The sequence below is a fragment of the Brevundimonas sp. genome, from assembly GCF_035999125.1.
Classification (GTDB): Bacteria; Pseudomonadota; Alphaproteobacteria; order Caulobacterales; family Caulobacteraceae; genus Brevundimonas.
The window spans coordinates 56,298-72,426 of record NZ_DASYGX010000014.1 but is presented as its reverse complement, the minus strand read 5'-3'; the positions used below and the strand labels follow the sequence as shown (position 1 = coordinate 72,426).

Here is a 16,129-nt window from a genome sequence, read left to right as displayed (position 1 = left end):
ACTCTAAGGAGCGCGGACCTCCAGGTCCGCGACGTCGGGGAGGTGTGCGGTGGCGATCCCAAAAGACGCGGACCTGGAGGTCCGCGCTCCTTATGGCGCTTCTCTGGCCGCCGATCGCAAGCTGTTCCTGGGGGCGCGGGTCCGGCGGCTGAGGCGCGAGCGCGGGCTGACGCAGACGGCCATGGCGGGCGACCTGGGCGTCTCGCCCAGCTATCTGAACCACATCGAGCGCAACCAGCGGCCGGTGACGGCGCAGCTGCTGCTGCGGCTGGCCGAAGCCTATGACGTCGATCTGAGGGCGCTGAGCCAGGCCGGACCGGCGGGGCCGACGGAGCTGGCCGAGATCCTGGCCGATCCCCTGTTCGAGGGGCTGGAAACGCCGCGGCACGAGCTGCTGACCCTGTCGGAAGAGGCCCCGGCGGCGGCGGAAGCGCTGGTTCGGCTGTACCGGGCGCACGCGGCCCAGCGGGACCGCGCGCGGGCGGCGCTGGTCGAGGGGGCGGAGGCGCCGGATGCACCCAATCCCTCGGACTGGGTGCGCGACTGGATCCAAGAGCGCGGCAACTACTTCCCCGAGCTGGACGGACTGGGAGAGACCCTGCACGCGGCGCTGGACCCCAACATGACCGGCGAGGGGTGCGAGGCGCTGGCGCGGGTGCGGCTGGCGCAGCGGCACAATCTGACGGTCCGGGTCATGCCCGCCGAGGTGATGGTGGAGTGGACGCGGCGGTTCGATCCGCACCGGCGGCGGCTGCTGCTGTCGGAGACGCTGGACGCCTCGTCCCGGGCCTTCGCCATCGCCTATCAGCTGGCGCTGGTGGAGCACGGGGCGGAGCTGGAGGCGATGACCGAGGCGGCGCGGCCGCCGGACGAGGCGACGCGGGCCCTGCTGAAGGTCAGCCTGACCAACACCCTGGCCGCGGCCATCCTGATGCCCTACGCCGCCTTTCAGCGGCTGGCGGAGGCGAGCGGATACGACATCGGGCGGCTGCAGAACCGGTTCTCGGTGTCGTACGAGCAGGTGGCGCACCGGCTGACGACGCTGAGCCGGCCCACGGCGCGGGGCGTGCCCTTCTTCCTGATCCGGGTCGACCAGGCGGGGAATGTGTCCAAGCGGTACGCGTCCGGCGCCTTTCCCTTCGCCCGGTTCGGCGGGGCGTGCCCGCGATGGCGGCTGCACAGCGCGTTTCGCACACCGGGAAAGACGGTGACGCAGATCATCGAGACGCCGGACGGCCAGCGCTGGTTCACCCTGGCGCGGACGGTGGATCGTCAGGGGCATGACGGACATGGGGAGCGGCACGACCTGGCGATCGGACTGGGGTGCGAGCTGAAGGAGGCGCGGCGGCTGGCCCTGGCGCGCGGGCTGGACCTCAACGACCCGCCGGTGACTCCGATCGGCCCGGCCTGCCGCCTGTGCCCCCGCCACCCCTGCGCCGAACGCGCCGCCCCGCCCATCGATCGGCCGCTGGCGGTGGACGACTGGGCCAAGTCGGTGAGCCCGTATCCGTTCAAGGCGTGATGATGGAGTCAGAAAAAAATTTCCATCATTTCCATCACGGCCCCTCGCACCGCTCGACGTCGCGCAGCTTGAGCGCGGCCTTGGCCTGGGCCTCGATCAGGCGGGCGGTGGCGGACAGGCCGTCGATCTGCTCGCGCGCGGCCTTCTGGGCGCGGGAGGCGGCGTGGGCCTCTCCCACCGCCAAGCCCGCGTGCAGACGGCGCCAGCGCATGGCTTCCAGCACGTGGCCGGCCTCCAAGGCCTGGGTCATGCGCCGCCAGGCGATATCGGCGGCGTCGGCCGGGTCCTGGACCGGAGCGTCCATGTCGAGCGGCGGCGGGGGCGGGGCCGCCCGGCGCTGATCGCGGCGCAGCCAACCCTCCTCTCGCGCGCGGCGCCAGAAGGTGGCGGTGGCCAGTTCCAGGTCCTCGCAGATGATCCGCGCAGAATAACCGGCCTCGAACATCTGGCGCGCGACGTCCCAGATGTCGTTGCCGGTGATGTAGGTGGGGAGATCGTCGTCATGGTGGGTCATGCCGACAGGATGAAGGGGCGGTGCGTCAGAAACGGACGTAGTCAGCGCTCGTGCAGTTCGGCCATCAGCTCGCCGCTCGACGCGATTTCGCTCCCGCCACCAACGACTTGGCGACACGACCAATGGTTCCGGCTCGTCGAGATCCAAGCTGAACAGTCGGCACCGTCCACTCCACGGCCGTGCGGTCCAGCGCACCGGCAGCCAGAATAGCTTCGATCAACTTTCGCTTTTTTTCCCCCGACAGGTTTTGCGGGACCAGCACCGAGGACGTCCCCACCGGCTGGCCTTTATAGTTTACCAAGCCGACGGAGCCTACGCCGGCGAGGTCGAATGCCGCCCCGTCGAAATCGTCAAAGTCATCGCCCCCGGCATGGAACGCCCATCCGGCCTTTTGACTGAAACGGGCGAGCGGAGCCTTCAGCACGGCCACCGACTCCATATTCCGCTCTTCGATCTGATTGACGGGCAACGGCTTCAGCATTGTGTGTTCCGGGTGATCACTATCGGAATAATCACATAATCCACGCCGTTCACATCGCGAACCGCTGTGCCCGGGGTTCGATCATACCACATAGCTGCGAATGGATGACCATTCGGTTCAGGTGGAACCGGAGACGTGAATTCGATTCCAACGACGCCATCAGGCAATGGCCCACGGTACGCCTTTGCAGCGGGCAGACCGCTCGGGCGAGCCCCTTTCCCCCACAGTTCGTTCGACCTGACTTGAGCCGAGCAATCTTCCGACGTCTGGGAGGATGAACCTCGGCGATGAAACAACTGTTCGCTCAAGAGATCATCTCTCCAATGCCGCCTGCGCCGCCGCCAGCTCTTCCGCCATCACCTGCTTCAGGCGCTCGGGAGCCAGGATCGTCACCGAGCCCGACCAGGTGAAGAGGTGCCAGGCGAGTTCGCGCATGCCCGACGCGGTGAAGCGGACGACGACGCCGCCGTCGGGCGTGTCCTCCAGCGTCTGGGTGGGGTGCCAGCGCCAGGCGCGGGCTTCCTCGGCCTTTTCGCCGGGGGCGACCTTGAGCACGACGTCCTCGACCGCGTCCTGGTAGATGCCGAAGCTGCGGGCGGCGAAGGCGCCGAGGTCGAAGTCGGCGGGGGGCGGGGCGGTCCCCTCCTCCGCGCGGACGGCGGCCATGCGGTCGAGACGGAAGGTCTGGATCTTGTGCGTCGTCAGGTCGGCGGCGACCAGGTAGTTGGCGCGGCCGAACATGAGGCCGCAGGGAGCGACGGTGCGGCGGCGCGCCTCCGCCCCCGGGCGGCTGTAGGTGAAGCCCAGGGGGCGCTGGGCCAGGATCGCCTGATGGATTTCGGCCAGCACCAGCTCATCGGATGAGGGGCGAGGGCCGGCCTGGACGGCCAGGGTCTGGGCGCGCATCAGCGCCTCCTGATCCGGAGCGATGCGGGTCAGGACCGAGGCGCGCATGGCGGCTTTGATCTTGCGCTCCAGACTTTCGAGGGCCGCGGCGCGGGCGGGCTCTCCGGTCGCGCGCAGGCCTTGCGCGGCGCGGGACAGCTCGACCAGCTCGGGCGTGGCCGGGGCCTGTTCGAAGCCGGACAGGCCGCCGCGGATGCGCCAGCGCTTGGTCGGCGGGTCGGACACCTCTTCGGCGAGGGGATAAAGGGACAGGACGGCGTCGCGCATGCGCTCGACGGTGCGGCGGTGGACGCCCATCTCCTGCGCCATCTCGTCCAGCGTCAGGCCCTCGGCCGAGGCCGCCATGCGCCGCGCCAGCTCGATGACCAGACCCGCCTTTTCATGCCGCATGGACGCCCTCGATCTCTACGACCGTTTCTGTCGTAACGCTGCACCATAAGGGTCACATCGACAAGTCGCCCCGTGCAGGAGACCCCGCAGATGACCGCTTTTCAGCCCCACGCCGCCGTCGCCGCGAACCGCTATCTGATCGTGCCCTGCGAGGGGCGGTCGAAAGATCTGGCCGTGATCTGGGACCGGCTGGAGGAACAGGTGGTGGACGTGATCGACCGCCGCGCCGCCGCGCGCTGGACCGAGGAGGACGCGCTGTGGGACGAGGGCCGCGCCGCGCTGGACGACGAGCCCCTGCGGATGGCGGCGTGATGCCGTCCCTCTCCCGGCGGGAGAGGGATTCCGACCTTGCCCCTCGCGCGCCCGCCCGCTAGCCGGGGCAGATGACGGACGCGATCCAGACCCTCGACGGCGCCCAGGCCGTGAACGCCGCGGTGGAGGCCTTCAAGGCCCGGGAGAGGGACGCCTGCGCGGCCCTGCTGGGGCGGGCGATCCAGGCGGACCCGCCGCTGGGGCCCAAGTGGATGTCGGTGTCGCGCATGGCCGACACGATCGGCGAGGTGAACATCGCCCTGGCCGCCGCGCGGCGCGCCGTCGCCGCGGCGCCCACGGCCGAACACCGGCAGGCCCATGCCAACATGCTGAGCCAGAACGGGCGGACTGAAGAGGCGCAGCGCGAGGCGCTGGCCCTGGTGCGCGACCGGCCGAACGACCCGTCGGCCCTGCACTTCCTGGCGACCATCCACGTGCAGTTCGGCGAGGAGGAGGAAGCGACGGCGATCCTGCGGCGCATCCTGACCCTGCCGACGGTGGCCATGGGGGCGGAGAACGCCTGGTCGGTGCTGGCGGGCATCAAGACCTTCACGCCGGACGACCCGGACGTTCCGGCGATGGAGGCCCTGCTGGAGCGGATCGGCCACGCGCCGGACCGGCGGATGAGCCGGGTCGTGCTGCTGTTCGCGCTGGGCAAGGCCTATGACGACGCGGGCGACGCGGAGCGCGCCTTCGACGCCTTCGCCGAGGCCGGGCGCCTGCAGATGCCGGACAGCACCTATCGCCCCGACGAGGCCGACCGGTTCGTCGACGAGGTGGTCTCAGGCTGGGACCCGGCCTTCATGGAGAGCCTGCCCAGGTCGGACTGCGACAGCGACCGGCCGATCTTCGTGCTGGGCCTGCCGCGGTCGGGGACCACGCTGGTGGAGCAGATCTTGGTCAGCCATTCGCAGGTGCACGACGGGGCCGAGGTGCAGATGTTCCGGCACGCGGCGATGAAGCTGCGCACACACGACCCGCGCGCGGTGCGCGAGGCCTTCGACGGGCCGGGCGGCGCCGCCGTGCCGGGGCGCATCGGCCGGTCGTATCTGCACCTTCTGGACGAGCGGTTCGGCAAGGAGGGGCGGGTCGTCGACAAGACGCTGAACCACACGCGCATCCTGGGCCTGATCCACCAGTGCCTGCCGAACGCGAAGTTCATCTGGCTGAGGCGGCATCCCGCGGGGATCGCCTGGTCGTGCTTCCGCACGCGGTTCGCCAAGGGCGTGGACTGGGCCCGGTCGCTGGAGCACATCGGCCGGCACTTCCGGGGCGAGGACCGGCTGTGGGCGCACTGGTCGAAGGTGCTGCCGGAGGGCACGCTGCTGACCGTGCCGTATGAGGAGCTGGTGGCCGATCCGGACGTCTGGATGCGCCGCATCCTGGATCACGTCGGCCTGCCCTGGGAGGACCAGGTGCGGGACTTCCACAAGACCGACCGCGCCGTGACCACCGCCAGCTTCGCCCAGGTGAGGAAGCCGCTGTATTCCAAGTCGGCGACGGCGTGGAAACGCTATGAGGACCGGCTGAAGCCGTTCTTCGACGCGTATGAGGGGCGCTAGGCGGGATATCTGGCCCGCATGGTCTTGACCGACAGGTCGATCAGTTCGCCCAGCACGGCCATGTCCACGTCCGCGAACTTCTTGATGTAGAGGCACGAGACGCCCAGGCGGTGCGGACCCAGGCGGGCCAGCAGACCGGCCTTCTCCGGAAAGTCGGGCATCAGATAGACCACCATCTCGGCCTTGCGCGGCGAGAAGCCGGCGATGGGCCAGTCGCCGGTCGGGCCCTTGTAGCTGCCGAAGCCGACGATGGAGGGGCCCCACATGACGGCGGGTTCGCCCGACAGCGTCTCGTGCAGTTCCAACGCGGTCTCTGCGTCGGCGCGACGGCCGGCGTGAGCGACGCCGGCGATGAAGTCGCGCGGGGGGACGTCGGTGGGGCGCGTCTTGGGTTCTGTGGGCATGGTCGCCTCCTGTCGGAGGCTCAGTCTAACGCCGTTCCGGGCGGGGCCGCCACGCCCGCGTCTGGGTCGATGGGGCGCGGGGCCGGCGGGCCGGGCCTTAGGGGCACGCGGAAACAGCCGCCGTCCGCGACGGACCGACCGGGCGCGCACACGATGGCGTCTCGCGGCGGCGGCGGCGGGCCGAACAGGGACCGGACAAAGGCCCGATCCGCCTCCGGGAAGCGGGCGGCGACGCGATCGACGCATTCGCTGGATCGGCCTTCGATCCGGCGGGGCAGCGGCGCGAACCGGCGCATGGCCGTCAGCCAGTCGGCCTGGGACAGGTCGCCCATGCCCCCGCCGCGCACGCCGCCCAGACGGATGCGGCGGCCGTCCTTCAGCGCGAGGTGGAAGGTCGGGCGGTCGATCAGATCGCCGGCGCGGAGACTGCGGGGGCGACGGACCATGCGACAGTCGACGGCGAGGGCGGCGAGCCGGTCGTCAGGAAGCGTTTCCAGGGGGGCGAGCACCCCCTCGCGCACCACGACGCGATCCGGGAGCAGCGCCAGGCCGGGCCGCGACGCGAGGTAGCTGGAGGCCAGCGAGACGGCGGCGACCACCGCCAGGGCGGGGAAGCCCAGCCACCACCGGCGACGATCGCCCTTGCGTTGCTGATCCGCGACGAAGCCGGCGACCAGGGCCCACAGGGCGCAGGCGCCGAAGGTCCAGAAGATCAGGTTCGACGGCAACGCCCACCAGACCCGCGGCGCCTCAGGCAGCTCCAGCCGGAACCAGGCGGCGTCGCCCCACCACTGCAGGGCGCCGTGGGCGAAGCCGAGAATGGCGACGATCATGCCGCCGGCCTGCAGCAGGCGGGACCGGCGGGCGCGACGGGCGGCGGGAGGCGCCGTCCGTCGACGCATCATCGCCATGACTCATCAACCGCCGACGAGGCAGGACTGCCCTCGAATGCCGTTGAGCCGACGACGGGGACGCCCAAGAACCGAAAAATGTGGTCATAGCCGCCGTCGCGCGTGAGCGTGTTGTGGTCGGAGCCGATCATGCGGACGAACCGTTTCGGGGGACGGGCCAGATCGTAGAGCGCGCGGCCCTGCGCGAAGGGGACCGCCGTATCGCGGTCGCCGTGCAGGACGAGCAGGGGCATACGGATCCGGTCGATGCGGTCCCGCGAGAGGAACCGGTCCTGCATCAGCAGGTGGACGGGCGCCCACGGATAGGCCCGGGCCGCGACGTCAGACGCGGATGTGAATGGAGCCTCCAGCACCAGCGCCCGCGCCGGGCGTTCGCTCGCGAGGCGGGTCGCAACGCCGGTGCCCAGAGAGAAGCCGTGGATGACGAGGTCGGAAGGCGGCACGCGGGCGGTGATCCAAGCGTAGGCCGCGCGGGCGTCCTGATGCAGGCCCGCCTCGGTCGGCCGACCGGTCGAACCGTCGTAGCCGCGATAGGCGACGGCGAGGACACCGACGCCGGCGTCCGACAGACGGGTCCATCGGCCCCGCTGCATGGCCAGCCCGGCCGCGTTGCCGTTGAAAAACAGTATGGTCGGGCGCCCGTCCTGGGCCGGCAGCCACCAGCCGACGAGGGTCTCGCCGTCGGTGGTCCGGAAGCGGACGATCTGGATCGGAGGGCCGTCGCGATCCGGCCCGGCCCCCGCCGCGACCGGGTGGTAGAGCAGGCTGCGCTGGTTGACGTAGAGCAGGCCGATCACGGTCAAGTAGGCGACCGCCACGGCACCGGCGACGCCGAAAAGTGAACGCCAGCGACGATGGGATGGGGAAGCCACGACCCTAAAGCCCCTTCACGATCCCCTCGACCATCTTCTTGGCGTCGGCGAAGAGCATCATGGTGTTGTCGCGGAAGAAGAGTTCGTTCTCGACGCCGGCATAGCCCGCCGCCATGCCGCGTTTGACGAACAGGACGGTGCCGGCCTTTTCGACGTCGAGGATGGGCATGCCGTAGATGGCGCTGGTGGGGTCGGTCTTGGCGGCGGGGTTGGTGACGTCGTTGGCGCCGATGACGAAGGCGACGTCGCACGAGGCGAACTCGGCGTTGATGTCCTCCAGCTCGAAGACCTCGTCATAAGGGACGTTGGCCTCGGCCAGGAGCACGTTCATGTGGCCGGGCATGCGGCCGGCGACGGGGTGGATGGCGTATTTCACCTCGACCCCCTCCTCCTTCAGCTTGTCGGCCATTTCGCGGAGCGCATGCTGGGCCTGGGCCACGGCCATGCCGTAGCCGGGGACGATGATGACCTTGCTGGCGTTCTTCATGATGAAGGCGGCGTCGTCGGCCGAGCCCTGCTTGACCGGTCGGGTCTCGACGTGGCCGCCGCCGGCCGCCGCCGCGTCGCCGCCGAAGCCGCCCAGGATGACGCTGAAGAAGCTGCGGTTCATGCCCTTGCACATGATGTAGGACAGGATCGCGCCGGACGACCCGACCAGGGCCCCGGTGATGATCAGGGCGATGTTCTCCAGCGTGAAGCCCAGCGCCGCCGCCGCCCAGCCGGAGTAGGAGTTCAGCATCGACACAACGACGGGCATGTCGGCGCCGCCGATGGGGATGATCAGCGTCGCGCCGAGGATCAGGGCGATCAGGAACACGCCCCAGAAGGCCCAGGTGGCGGCCCCTTGCGTGCCGATCAGGACGCCGATCAGGAAGACCATGGCCAGCGCCAGGCCGACGTTGATCAGGTGGCGCGCGGGCAGGAGGATCGGCGCGCCGCTCATGTTGCCGTTCAGCTTGGCGAAGGCGATGACCGAGCCGGTGAAGGTGACGGCGCCGATGGCGACGCCTAGGCTGAGCTCGATCAGAGACAGGGTCTTGATGCCGCCGTCGGCCGTGGCGATGCCGAAGGCGTCCGGCGCATAGACGGCGCCGACGGCGACCAGACAGGCGGCCATGCCGACGAGGCTGTGGAAGGCCGCCACCAGCTGGGGCATCTGGGTCATCTGCACCCGCGCGGCGATCAGGGCCCCCGCCCCGCCGCCGACGATCACCCCGCCGGCGATCAGGCCCAGCGTCAGCGGATCCAGCGCGCCCGCGGCCCAGGTGGTGACGAGGGCGACCGAGGCGGCGATGGCCATGCCGACCATGCCGAGGGTGTTGCCGCGTCGGCTGGTCTCCGGACTGGAGAGGCCGCGCAGGCTGAGGATGAACAGGACGCCGGAGGCCAGATAGGCCAGGGCCGCGACGGAGGCGTTCATGGCGTTGGTTTCATCCCCTCAGAAGACGTCGATTGCGGCGGGCCGCGACGGATCGTTCGTGCCGTCGGAATGGTGGACCCCATCCTTGATCAGGGCCAGCCCGACGGGCCCCGAGCCGCCGGTCTTGGTCAGGGTGCAGCGACCATTGTCGCCCGGCAAGCGGCCCTGATCCGCACCGGACCCCTGCCGCGTCAGGGCGTTGGCCCAGTGTTCGCGGTCGTAACTGCTCATCTCCATGACGACCGGCCGGAACCGGCAGTCCAGACGCCAGGAGGCGCCCTGCGGCGCCGCCACGGCCCACTGGAGCCCGCCATGATGCTCACGACCGACGTTCTGTTGGGCGGCCGCGACGGTGGGGATGGGCAGGACTACAGATAAGGCCAAGGCCGCGACGGAGGCGTTCATTCGGCGTCGCCCTCCAGAAGACGTTCAATGGCAACGATCAGCGGCGGAAGATCTCGGCGGACGACGACCACGACCTGATCGAGATCGACGTTCGCGTAGCCATGGATGAGGGTGTTGCGCATGCCGACGATGGACTTCCACGGCACCTGCGGCAGGGCGGCGCGACCTGCCTCGGATACTTTAGCGGCCGCCTCACCGACGATCTCCACGGCGTGGCGCACGGCGAGTTGGGTTTTGATGTCGCATTGGAGCGTGGCGGCATCCGCATCGCCCAGAATGTCGATGGCATGGTTGCCGTAGACGACCATGTGCGCCAGCCGGTCGCGGTCGAGTTCCGAGATCACAGCGGCACCAGATCGCGCTCGACGGCGGCCCGAAAGCGGGGCGGCAGGGGGTCCAGCTCAACCAGGCTTATGTCGCGTCCCAAGGCTTCGTTGAGCTCGCTCCAGACCCAGCCCATGTCGAACAGACTGACCTCGGGCACGATGGCCTTGATCACGATGTCCACGTCGCTCTCGGGCCCCGCCTCCCCCCGCGCGACGGAGCCGAAGACGCCGACGATGTCGAACTTGTGGGCGCGGACGATCTCGCGCTTGCGGCGCAGGACGTCCAGCACCTCCTCCAGCACCGGCGCGTCCATCATCGCCCCATCCGCGTGCGGTTCAGCCGCCACAGGGCGGCGGCGATGAACAGGGGGCCGAGGAAGACCATGGCCCAGTCGAAGGCGGTCATCGGCTCGGACTTGACCAGCAGCCATGTCAGCACGGCCGAGAAGACCAGCACCACGCCGCAGTCGTACAGCCGCATCTTGGTGATGGCGCAGTCGCACCGCCACGCCATCCAGACCCACAGGCCCAGACCCGCCACGGCGGACAGCCAGGCGGCGCCGACGGCGAGGCGGACGGGGTCCAGCGTCATGCCTTCGGCCGTTCCTTCTTGCGGTACATGGCCAGCATGCGGCGGGTGACCATGAAGCCGCCGAAGATGTTGACGCTGGCCAGGGTCACGGCGGCGACGCCGGCGCCCTTGGCGATCCAGGCGTTGGGGCCCGTCGCGTCGCCGCTCATGGCCGCCGCGGCGATCAGGCCGCCGACGACGATGACGCTGGAGATGGCGTTGGTCACGGCCATCAGCGGCGTGTGCAGCGCCGGCGTCACCGACCAGACGACGTAGTAGCCGACGAAGATCGCCAGCACGAAGATGGCCAGGCGGAAGACGGTGGGATCGACGTGTTCCATGACTTAGGCGTCTTCGCGTCTCAGGTGACGCTCAATCCGCGACAGCAGGCAGACGATGGCTCCCAGACCAACCGTCGTAATGATCGTCGGTACGAACTGAGCCAACGACAGCAGCAGTTGCACGCCAAAGCCGGACTGGTCGATGCCGCCGATAAGTGCGGCCCACTGGATTAGATAAAGCAGCGGGACGACGACCATCAGCAGGAGGCCCACTTTCCACCCCAGCATCGCGATGTCGCGGATCATCCTTGTACTCCTTCATGCACCACCACCCCGCCATGCGTGACAACGGCGGCTTTCAGGATTTCGTCTTCCAGATCGACGGTCAGGGCGCCGTCCTTGACCAGCAGACCGAGGAAGGCGGTCAGGTTGCGGGCGTACAGGGCGCTGGCGTCCGAGGCGATGCGGCCCGGCAGGTTGGCCCAGCCGACGATCTGGACGCCGTTGGGGGTGGTGACGGTCTCGCCCAGCTTCGCGCCCTCGACGTTGCCGCCGTTCTCGACCGCCAGATCGACGATGACCGAGCCGGGCTTCATCGAGGCGACGTGGGCGGCGGTGACCAGACGCGGCGCGGGGCGGCCTGGGATCAGGGCGGTGGTGATGACCACGTCCTGTTTGACGATGTGGCTGGCGGTCAGTTCGGCCTGTTTCGCCTGATATTCCGCCGACATGGGCTTGGCGTAGCCGGCGGCGGTCTCGGCGGCCTTGAACTCCTCGTCCTCGACGGCGACGAACTTGGCGCCGAGCGACTCGACCTGCTCCTTGGCGGCGGGGCGGACGTCGGTGGCGGTGACGACGGCGCCCAGACGGCGCGCGGTGGCGATGGCCTGCAAGCCCGCCACGCCCGCGCCCATGACGAAGACCTTGGCGGCGGCGACGGTGCCGGCGGCGGTCATCATCATGGGGAAGCCGCGACCATAGCTGTGCGCCGCCTCGATCACGGCGCGGTAGCCGGCCAGGTTCGCCTGGGACGACAGGGCGTCCATGACCTGGGCGCGGGTGATGCGCGGCACGAACTCCATGGCGAAGGCGGTCGCGCCGGCCTTGGCGAGGGCGGCGACGGTGTCCTTTTCCCGGTAGGCGTCCAGCAGGGCGACGACGATCGCGCCGGGCTTGAGCGCGCTGATCTCCTGGGCCGTCGGGCCGCGCACCTTCAGCAGGACGTCGGCGCCGTTCAAGGCGGCGTGGGTGTCGGCGGCGACGGTCGCGCCGGCGGCGGCGAACTCGGCGTCGGGGATGGAGGAGCCCTGCCCCGCCCCGGCCTCGACCGTGACGGCGCAGCCCAACGCGGTCAGCTTCTTCACGGCGTCGGGGGTGACGGCGCAGCGGGTCTCGCCGTCGCGGCGTTCGCGGGTCACGGCAAGGGCGACGGCCAAGCGAATCCTCCCCGAATGGTCTTCGGAGACGGACGTTAGAGCATGATCGTTATTGACGGAACCGCTTCGCGGTTCCGACAGAAACGTGAATCATGCTCTCACTTCGAACCGAGAGCCTGATTCACCGCCTCGGCGGGATCGCGAAGCGATTCCACCTCAACGGATCAGGCTCTTGGCCGGATTGCGGAGAGCCGTCAAAGCAGCCGGGCGTCCAGAACGGCGGCGACCTCGGCGCGCCGGTCCTCGGGCACATAGTCGATCAGGCGCAGGTTCCGCGCGTCGCGCGCCTCGGGGTCGGCGCCCCGGGCGAGGAGCAGCCGCATGGGGGCCGCGTCGCCCGTGCGCAGGAAGTGACCCTTGGCGAACATCAGCGGCGTGGTGCCCTTGGCGTTGGCCCCATCCGGACTCGCCCCGGCGTCCAGCAACACGCGCATGGCCTCGATCCGGCCCTCGTAGGCGGCGACGATCAGGGGCGTCCAGCCGTTCGGACAGGGCGTCTCCCGCGCGACGGGATCGGCGGCGAGGGCGCGGACACGGTCGAGGTCGTCGTCCCGGACGGCGGACTGAAGGGCGGGCTGGGTCACGTCCGCCCCGCGCAGGTTCAGTGGGCCGGCTTGTCGCGCAGGGCGAAGACGCCGATGGCGACGAGGGCGCCGGCCGCGATCAGGCCGCCGAAGAGGTTGCCGTTCGGCATGAACCAGATCGTCAGGAGCAGAAGGACCGCGGCGATCGCCAGCGAGCCCCACTTGGTCAGGCCCATGACCAGGTGGAAGGTCGAGACCTGCTCGGAGATCTCCTGCGAACCGCGCTGGTAAGAGGTGTCGCCGGAAGCGTGCGGGTCGGCCATGTCGTCGTGTCCTGGGGCGGAATCCATCGTGTGGGCGCCCTTATAGCGAGCCGCGCCCAAGGCTCAAGCGTGGGCTCAAGTCGGCGCGCCGTCCACCAGCGCCTGAAGGGTCCGGCCCAGCCGGTCGCGCAGCTCACGACAGTGGTCGTCGGACAGGGCCCCCGCCGAGGTGATCTCGCGGCTGATCGACATGCCCATGATGAAGCCGGCCAGAAGGCGCGCGCGCACCGGGGCGTCGTCGCCGCCCAGCCATGCCGTCAGGGGCGCGATGAAGTCGCGCATGCAGCTGGTCTGGATCACGTCCATGGCCTTGGCCGAACCGAGCGAGCGCAGGATGATCAGCAGACCGTGAAGCTTTTCCGCATCCTGGCCCCGATCGACCAGCTGTTCGGCGATGCGGGCGCCGAAGGTGGCGCGGTCGCCCTCCCACAGGTCGTCGCCGTCGAAACAGGCGTCCAGCGCGGCCTCGAACAGCTGTTCCTTGGAACCGAAGTAGCGGACCACCAGGGCGGCGTCGATGCCGACGTCGCCGGCCACGTCGCGCATGCCGACGTCGTCGTAGCCGTCGCGGGTGAAGCGACGCACGGCCGCCTCCAGCAAGGCGGCGCGGGTGGCGAGCGAGTTGCGCATTCGGGGGCCGCACACGAAGGTCAAGGCCGGGGTCTCCGTCCGCCCGTCTTCACCATGACCCAGACGCCCCCGCCCAACAAGCGGACGGTCATGCCGTGGCCTTCGCCGGGACGGTCCATTCGCGGATGACGACGTCGCCTTCGGGGGCGCGGACGGCCTGGATGAAGCGCTCCTCCGACCCGTCGAGGCGCAGGGCGGTCAGGACGCCGGTCGCATAGGCGCCGGTGTCGACGCCGATCCGCCGGTGATCGACGTGCGGATCCTCCGTGGGCGTGTGCCCGTGGACCACGACCCGGTCGAAGGGCCGGTCGTCGTTCAGGAAGCGACCGCGGATCCACATCAGGTCGCGCGCGGACTGCTCGTCCAGCGGCACGCCAGGAAGGGCGCCCGCGTGGCAGAAGAAATAGCCGCCCAGGGCGACGCTGGGCACGAGCGCCTCAAGGAAACGCCGCTGGCGCGGCGTGACCTTGTGACGGAAGTCCTCGGCCAGGTTGGCCCAGCCCTCCTTGCGGTGGCGGATGGCCGGCGGGGACAGGCCCCACGACCGCAGGGCCGCGTCGCCGCCGTACTCGCACCAGGTCGGCCCAGCCATGGGGTCGTCCAGGAACTCCAGCAGCTTGTCCTCGTGATTGCCGCGGATGAAGTGCGCCTGGACGCCCGGCGTCTCGGCCACCTCGACCAGGCGGTCGATCACGCCGCGCGAGTCCGAACCGCGGTCCACATAGTCGCCCAGCATGACCAGAACACGAGGCCGGTCGTCGTCCGAAGCGTCGGCGGCGAGGGCCCGCAGCAGTCCGTCCAGCAGGTCGAGACAGCCGTGCACGTCGCCGATCGCCCAGACGACCTGTCCCTCAGGCCCCGCGCGCCGGATGCGGGCGGGTTCAGGAGACGGCGGGGGCACGGACGATTTGCGGAACAGACTGCCGAACATTTCGGCCCCTCGTCGCACATTCACGACGGGGGATTCAATGCTAGTCGCAGGGGATGCGCCTCATCGTCCGCCTCGCCGCCCTTTCCGTGATCCTGGGTCTGCTGGTCCTGATGCTGACGCCGCAGGTGCATCCGCCGGGACCGGCGGCTTGGGCCGACAAGGTCTGGCACGTGCTGGGATTTCTGGCGATCACCCTGTCGTTGCAGATCGCACCGGTGTGGCGCGACCGGCTTGGGGCGGCGCTGCTGGCGGTGCTGATCGGCGCCGGGGTGGAGGTCGTGCAGGACTGGGTGGGCCGCGACCGCAGCCTGATGGACCTGATGGCGGACGCCGTGGGCGCCGCGATCGGCTGGTGGGCGTCTCCGCGACTGGCGCCCCTGATGACCTGGCTGCACCGTCGCCCCTAGTCCGTCGCCGCCCGCCGAACCTTCTGCGCGGCGTCGCGGGCGCAGACGAGGACGGCGCCGTCCTGAACGACCACCACCACGTCCGACAGGCCGACGACCGCGACCTGCACGCCCTCCGGCGCCTGGACCCAGACCCGCTCCGCGTCGACGAGACGTGCGGGGCCGGACGGGACGCGGTCCGCCACGGCGTCCCAGGCGCCGAGGTCCGACCAGCCGAAGTCGACCGGCAGCACCCAGGCGCGGTCGGTCTTCTCCAGCACGGCATAGTCCATGGAGATGCGCGGCGCCTCGGCATAGGCGGACCCGGTGAGCCCAGGATCGGCGACCGAGGCCGCGACGGCGCGCGTCACCTCCGGCGCGTGGAGCTCGGCCTCGGCCCAAAGCACGTCGGCCCGGCCCACCAGGATGCCGGCGTTCCACAAGCAGCCCTCGGCGGTCAGGCGCTCGGCGGCCGGCAGGTCGGGCTTTTCGACGAAGGCCGCGACCGGAGCGGGGCCGGGCCGGGCGGGACGGATGTGGCCGTAGGCGGACGACGGCGCGGCCGGGATCACGCCCAGCAGGACCAGCCGCCCGTCCTGAGCCAGGTCGGCGGCGCGGCGCAGGGCGTCGCGGAAGGCGGCGTCGTCGGACACGTAGTGGTCGCAGGGGACCAGGGCGACGACCGTGCGCGGATCGCGCGCCGCAGCGACGCGGGCCCCGGCCAGCAGCGCCGGGGCCGTGTCGCGTGCGGCGGTCTCAAGAACCAGATCGACGGCGTCGGGACCTGCGTCGATCTGGGCGCGGACGGGCGCTTCATGCTCGGCCGAGGCGACGACCACGGCCCGGTCGCCGAGTCCCCGGCAGCGTTCCAGAGTGGCGGCCAGCAGGCTGCGTCCCGCCATCGACATCAGCCCCTTGGGGCGGTCGGGCGTGGAGGCGGGCCACAGGCGCGTCCCGCCGCCGCCGCACAGGACGATGGGGACGATGGTCACGCCGCGCGCTCCGTGCGCCGTCCGCTGCTT

The 16,129-nt window shown here is 70.3% G+C and carries 23 protein-coding genes; 4 read left to right on the top strand and 19 right to left on the bottom strand.

The features are described 5' to 3' along the window. Positions 1–55 precede the first annotated feature (55 nt). On the top strand, positions 56–1,522 hold the full coding sequence (locus tag VGN45_RS12845) for a helix-turn-helix domain-containing protein (RefSeq protein WP_327463154.1): 1,467 nt from the start codon (positions 56–58) through the stop codon (positions 1,520–1,522). 34 nt (positions 1,523–1,556) lie between these two features. On the opposite strand, the gene VGN45_RS12840 is transcribed toward VGN45_RS12845, so the two are convergent. The 3 genes from VGN45_RS12840 to VGN45_RS12830 all read right to left on the bottom strand — a co-directional run bounded on the left by VGN45_RS12840 (position 1,557) and on the right by VGN45_RS12830 (position 3,813). Next, positions 1,557–2,036 carry a hypothetical protein gene (locus VGN45_RS12840; protein ID WP_327463098.1) on the bottom strand — a complete coding sequence of 160 codons (480 nt, stop codon included), beginning with the start codon at positions 2,034–2,036 and terminating at the stop codon, positions 1,557–1,559. 64 nt (positions 2,037–2,100) lie between these two features. After that, positions 2,101–2,517, bottom strand: coding sequence for a hypothetical protein (locus tag VGN45_RS12835; RefSeq protein WP_327463094.1), 417 nt, complete (start codon positions 2,515–2,517; stop codon positions 2,101–2,103). Positions 2,518–2,829: 312 nt separating this feature from the next. Next, positions 2,830–3,813, bottom strand: a complete 984-nt coding sequence (locus VGN45_RS12830) for a WYL domain-containing protein (protein WP_327463090.1) — start codon at positions 3,811–3,813, stop codon at positions 2,830–2,832. Between the two features lie 90 nt (positions 3,814–3,903). On the opposite strand from VGN45_RS12830, the gene VGN45_RS12825 reads away from it, so the two are divergent. Beyond that, the gene (locus tag VGN45_RS12825; protein WP_327463088.1) at positions 3,904–4,125 is read left to right on the top strand and encodes a hypothetical protein; all 222 of its coding nucleotides are present in this window, start codon (positions 3,904–3,906) and stop codon (positions 4,123–4,125) included. A gap of 71 nt (positions 4,126–4,196) precedes the next feature. Continuing rightward, positions 4,197–5,687 (top strand): tetratricopeptide repeat-containing sulfotransferase family protein, encoded by a 1,491-nt coding sequence (locus VGN45_RS12820; RefSeq protein ID WP_327463086.1) that lies wholly within the window; start codon positions 4,197–4,199, stop codon positions 5,685–5,687. On the opposite strand, the gene VGN45_RS12815 is transcribed toward VGN45_RS12820, so the two are convergent. The 15 genes from VGN45_RS12815 to VGN45_RS12745 form a co-directional block, all read right to left on the bottom strand. Beyond that, on the bottom strand, positions 5,684–6,091 hold the full coding sequence (locus tag VGN45_RS12815; protein ID WP_327463084.1) for a DUF1801 domain-containing protein: 408 nt from the start codon (positions 6,089–6,091) through the stop codon (positions 5,684–5,686). The two genes, VGN45_RS12820 and VGN45_RS12815, sit on opposite strands and share 4 nt — an antisense overlap. Before the next feature lie 20 nt (positions 6,092–6,111). After that, positions 6,112–6,996 (bottom strand): hypothetical protein, encoded by an 885-nt coding sequence (locus tag VGN45_RS12810; protein ID WP_327463082.1) that lies wholly within the window; start codon positions 6,994–6,996, stop codon positions 6,112–6,114. After that, positions 6,993–7,820, bottom strand: coding sequence for an alpha/beta hydrolase (locus tag VGN45_RS12805; protein WP_327463080.1), 828 nt, complete (start codon positions 7,818–7,820; stop codon positions 6,993–6,995). Before VGN45_RS12805 ends, VGN45_RS12810 begins: the two co-directional genes overlap by 4 nt. A gap of 58 nt (positions 7,821–7,878) precedes the next feature. Beyond that, positions 7,879–9,294 (bottom strand): NAD(P)(+) transhydrogenase (Re/Si-specific) subunit beta, encoded by a 1,416-nt coding sequence (locus tag VGN45_RS12800; RefSeq protein ID WP_327463078.1) that lies wholly within the window; start codon positions 9,292–9,294, stop codon positions 7,879–7,881. 18 nt (positions 9,295–9,312) lie between these two features. Next, positions 9,313–9,699, bottom strand: a complete 387-nt coding sequence (locus VGN45_RS12795; protein WP_327463076.1) for a hypothetical protein — start codon at positions 9,697–9,699, stop codon at positions 9,313–9,315. Beyond that, positions 9,696–10,043 (bottom strand): DUF86 domain-containing protein, encoded by a 348-nt coding sequence (locus VGN45_RS12790; protein WP_327463074.1) that lies wholly within the window; start codon positions 10,041–10,043, stop codon positions 9,696–9,698. Before VGN45_RS12790 ends, VGN45_RS12795 begins: the two co-directional genes overlap by 4 nt. Next, positions 10,040–10,342 (bottom strand): nucleotidyltransferase family protein, encoded by a 303-nt coding sequence (locus VGN45_RS12785; RefSeq protein ID WP_327463072.1) that lies wholly within the window; start codon positions 10,340–10,342, stop codon positions 10,040–10,042. The genes VGN45_RS12790 and VGN45_RS12785 overlap by 4 nt, the downstream gene beginning before the upstream one ends. Then, on the bottom strand, positions 10,339–10,617 hold the full coding sequence (locus VGN45_RS12780) for a hypothetical protein (RefSeq protein WP_327463070.1): 279 nt from the start codon (positions 10,615–10,617) through the stop codon (positions 10,339–10,341). Before VGN45_RS12780 ends, VGN45_RS12785 begins: the two co-directional genes overlap by 4 nt. After that, positions 10,614–10,937, bottom strand: coding sequence for an NAD(P) transhydrogenase subunit alpha (locus VGN45_RS12775; protein ID WP_327463068.1), 324 nt, complete (start codon positions 10,935–10,937; stop codon positions 10,614–10,616). Before VGN45_RS12775 ends, VGN45_RS12780 begins: the two co-directional genes overlap by 4 nt. 3 nt (positions 10,938–10,940) lie before the next feature. Further along, positions 10,941–11,183 carry a hypothetical protein gene (locus VGN45_RS12770; protein ID WP_327463066.1) on the bottom strand — a complete coding sequence of 81 codons (243 nt, stop codon included), beginning with the start codon at positions 11,181–11,183 and terminating at the stop codon, positions 10,941–10,943. Beyond that, positions 11,180–12,313 carry a Re/Si-specific NAD(P)(+) transhydrogenase subunit alpha gene (locus VGN45_RS12765; RefSeq protein WP_327463064.1) on the bottom strand — a complete coding sequence of 378 codons (1,134 nt, stop codon included), beginning with the start codon at positions 12,311–12,313 and terminating at the stop codon, positions 11,180–11,182. Before VGN45_RS12765 ends, VGN45_RS12770 begins: the two co-directional genes overlap by 4 nt. Positions 12,314–12,507: 194 nt before the next feature. Next, positions 12,508–12,897 carry an ankyrin repeat domain-containing protein gene (locus VGN45_RS12760; protein ID WP_327463062.1) on the bottom strand — a complete coding sequence of 130 codons (390 nt, stop codon included), beginning with the start codon at positions 12,895–12,897 and terminating at the stop codon, positions 12,508–12,510. 17 nt (positions 12,898–12,914) lie between these two features. Then, positions 12,915–13,160 (bottom strand): aa3-type cytochrome c oxidase subunit IV, encoded by a 246-nt coding sequence (locus VGN45_RS12755; protein WP_327463060.1) that lies wholly within the window; start codon positions 13,158–13,160, stop codon positions 12,915–12,917. A 75-nt stretch (positions 13,161–13,235) separates the two neighbouring features. After that, entirely contained in the window at positions 13,236–13,805 is a 570-nt protein-coding gene (locus VGN45_RS12750; RefSeq protein WP_327463152.1) for a TetR/AcrR family transcriptional regulator, read from the bottom strand. 73 nt (positions 13,806–13,878) lie between these two features. Next, positions 13,879–14,721, bottom strand: coding sequence for a metallophosphoesterase (locus VGN45_RS12745; RefSeq protein WP_327463058.1), 843 nt, complete (start codon positions 14,719–14,721; stop codon positions 13,879–13,881). Between the two features lie 53 nt (positions 14,722–14,774). On the opposite strand from VGN45_RS12745, the gene VGN45_RS12740 reads away from it, so the two are divergent. Further along, the gene (locus VGN45_RS12740; protein ID WP_327463056.1) at positions 14,775–15,128 is read left to right on the top strand and encodes a hypothetical protein; all 354 of its coding nucleotides are present in this window, start codon (positions 14,775–14,777) and stop codon (positions 15,126–15,128) included. Here VGN45_RS12740 and VGN45_RS12735 read toward each other — a convergent pair. Continuing rightward, a complete protein-coding gene (locus VGN45_RS12735; protein WP_327463054.1) occupies positions 15,125–16,099 on the bottom strand; it encodes a mannose-1-phosphate guanylyltransferase in 975 nt (324 codons plus the stop codon). The two genes, VGN45_RS12740 and VGN45_RS12735, sit on opposite strands and share 4 nt — an antisense overlap. Positions 16,100–16,129 lie beyond the last annotated feature (30 nt).

Excerpts from the sequence above, each read along its gene's own strand:
- VGN45_RS12840 (WP_327463098.1), bottom strand. The coding sequence starts at position 2,036 with ATGACCCACCATGACGACGATCTCCCCACCTACATCACCGGCAACGAC.
- VGN45_RS12835 (WP_327463094.1), bottom strand. The coding sequence starts at position 2,517 with ATGCTGAAGCCGTTGCCCGTCAATCAGATCGAAGAGCGGAATATGGAG.
- VGN45_RS12830 (WP_327463090.1), bottom strand. The coding sequence starts at position 3,813 with ATGCGGCATGAAAAGGCGGGTCTGGTCATCGAGCTGGCGCGGCGCATG.
- VGN45_RS12825 (WP_327463088.1), top strand. The coding sequence starts at position 3,904 with ATGACCGCTTTTCAGCCCCACGCCGCCGTCGCCGCGAACCGCTATCTG.
- VGN45_RS12820 (WP_327463086.1), top strand. The coding sequence starts at position 4,197 with ATGACGGACGCGATCCAGACCCTCGACGGCGCCCAGGCCGTGAACGCC.
- VGN45_RS12815 (WP_327463084.1), bottom strand. The coding sequence starts at position 6,091 with ATGCCCACAGAACCCAAGACGCGCCCCACCGACGTCCCCCCGCGCGAC.
- VGN45_RS12810 (WP_327463082.1), bottom strand. The coding sequence starts at position 6,996 with ATGATGCGTCGACGGACGGCGCCTCCCGCCGCCCGTCGCGCCCGCCGG.
- VGN45_RS12800 (WP_327463078.1), bottom strand. The coding sequence starts at position 9,294 with ATGAACGCCTCCGTCGCGGCCCTGGCCTATCTGGCCTCCGGCGTCCTG.
- VGN45_RS12795 (WP_327463076.1), bottom strand. The coding sequence starts at position 9,699 with ATGAACGCCTCCGTCGCGGCCTTGGCCTTATCTGTAGTCCTGCCCATC.
- VGN45_RS12785 (WP_327463072.1), bottom strand. The coding sequence starts at position 10,342 with ATGATGGACGCGCCGGTGCTGGAGGAGGTGCTGGACGTCCTGCGCCGC.
- VGN45_RS12780 (WP_327463070.1), bottom strand. The coding sequence starts at position 10,617 with ATGACGCTGGACCCCGTCCGCCTCGCCGTCGGCGCCGCCTGGCTGTCC.
- VGN45_RS12775 (WP_327463068.1), bottom strand. The coding sequence starts at position 10,937 with ATGGAACACGTCGATCCCACCGTCTTCCGCCTGGCCATCTTCGTGCTG.
- VGN45_RS12770 (WP_327463066.1), bottom strand. The coding sequence starts at position 11,183 with ATGATCCGCGACATCGCGATGCTGGGGTGGAAAGTGGGCCTCCTGCTG.
- VGN45_RS12755 (WP_327463060.1), bottom strand. The coding sequence starts at position 13,160 with ATGGCCGACCCGCACGCTTCCGGCGACACCTCTTACCAGCGCGGTTCG.
- VGN45_RS12745 (WP_327463058.1), bottom strand. The coding sequence starts at position 14,721 with ATGTTCGGCAGTCTGTTCCGCAAATCGTCCGTGCCCCCGCCGTCTCCT.
- VGN45_RS12740 (WP_327463056.1), top strand. The coding sequence starts at position 14,775 with ATGCGCCTCATCGTCCGCCTCGCCGCCCTTTCCGTGATCCTGGGTCTG.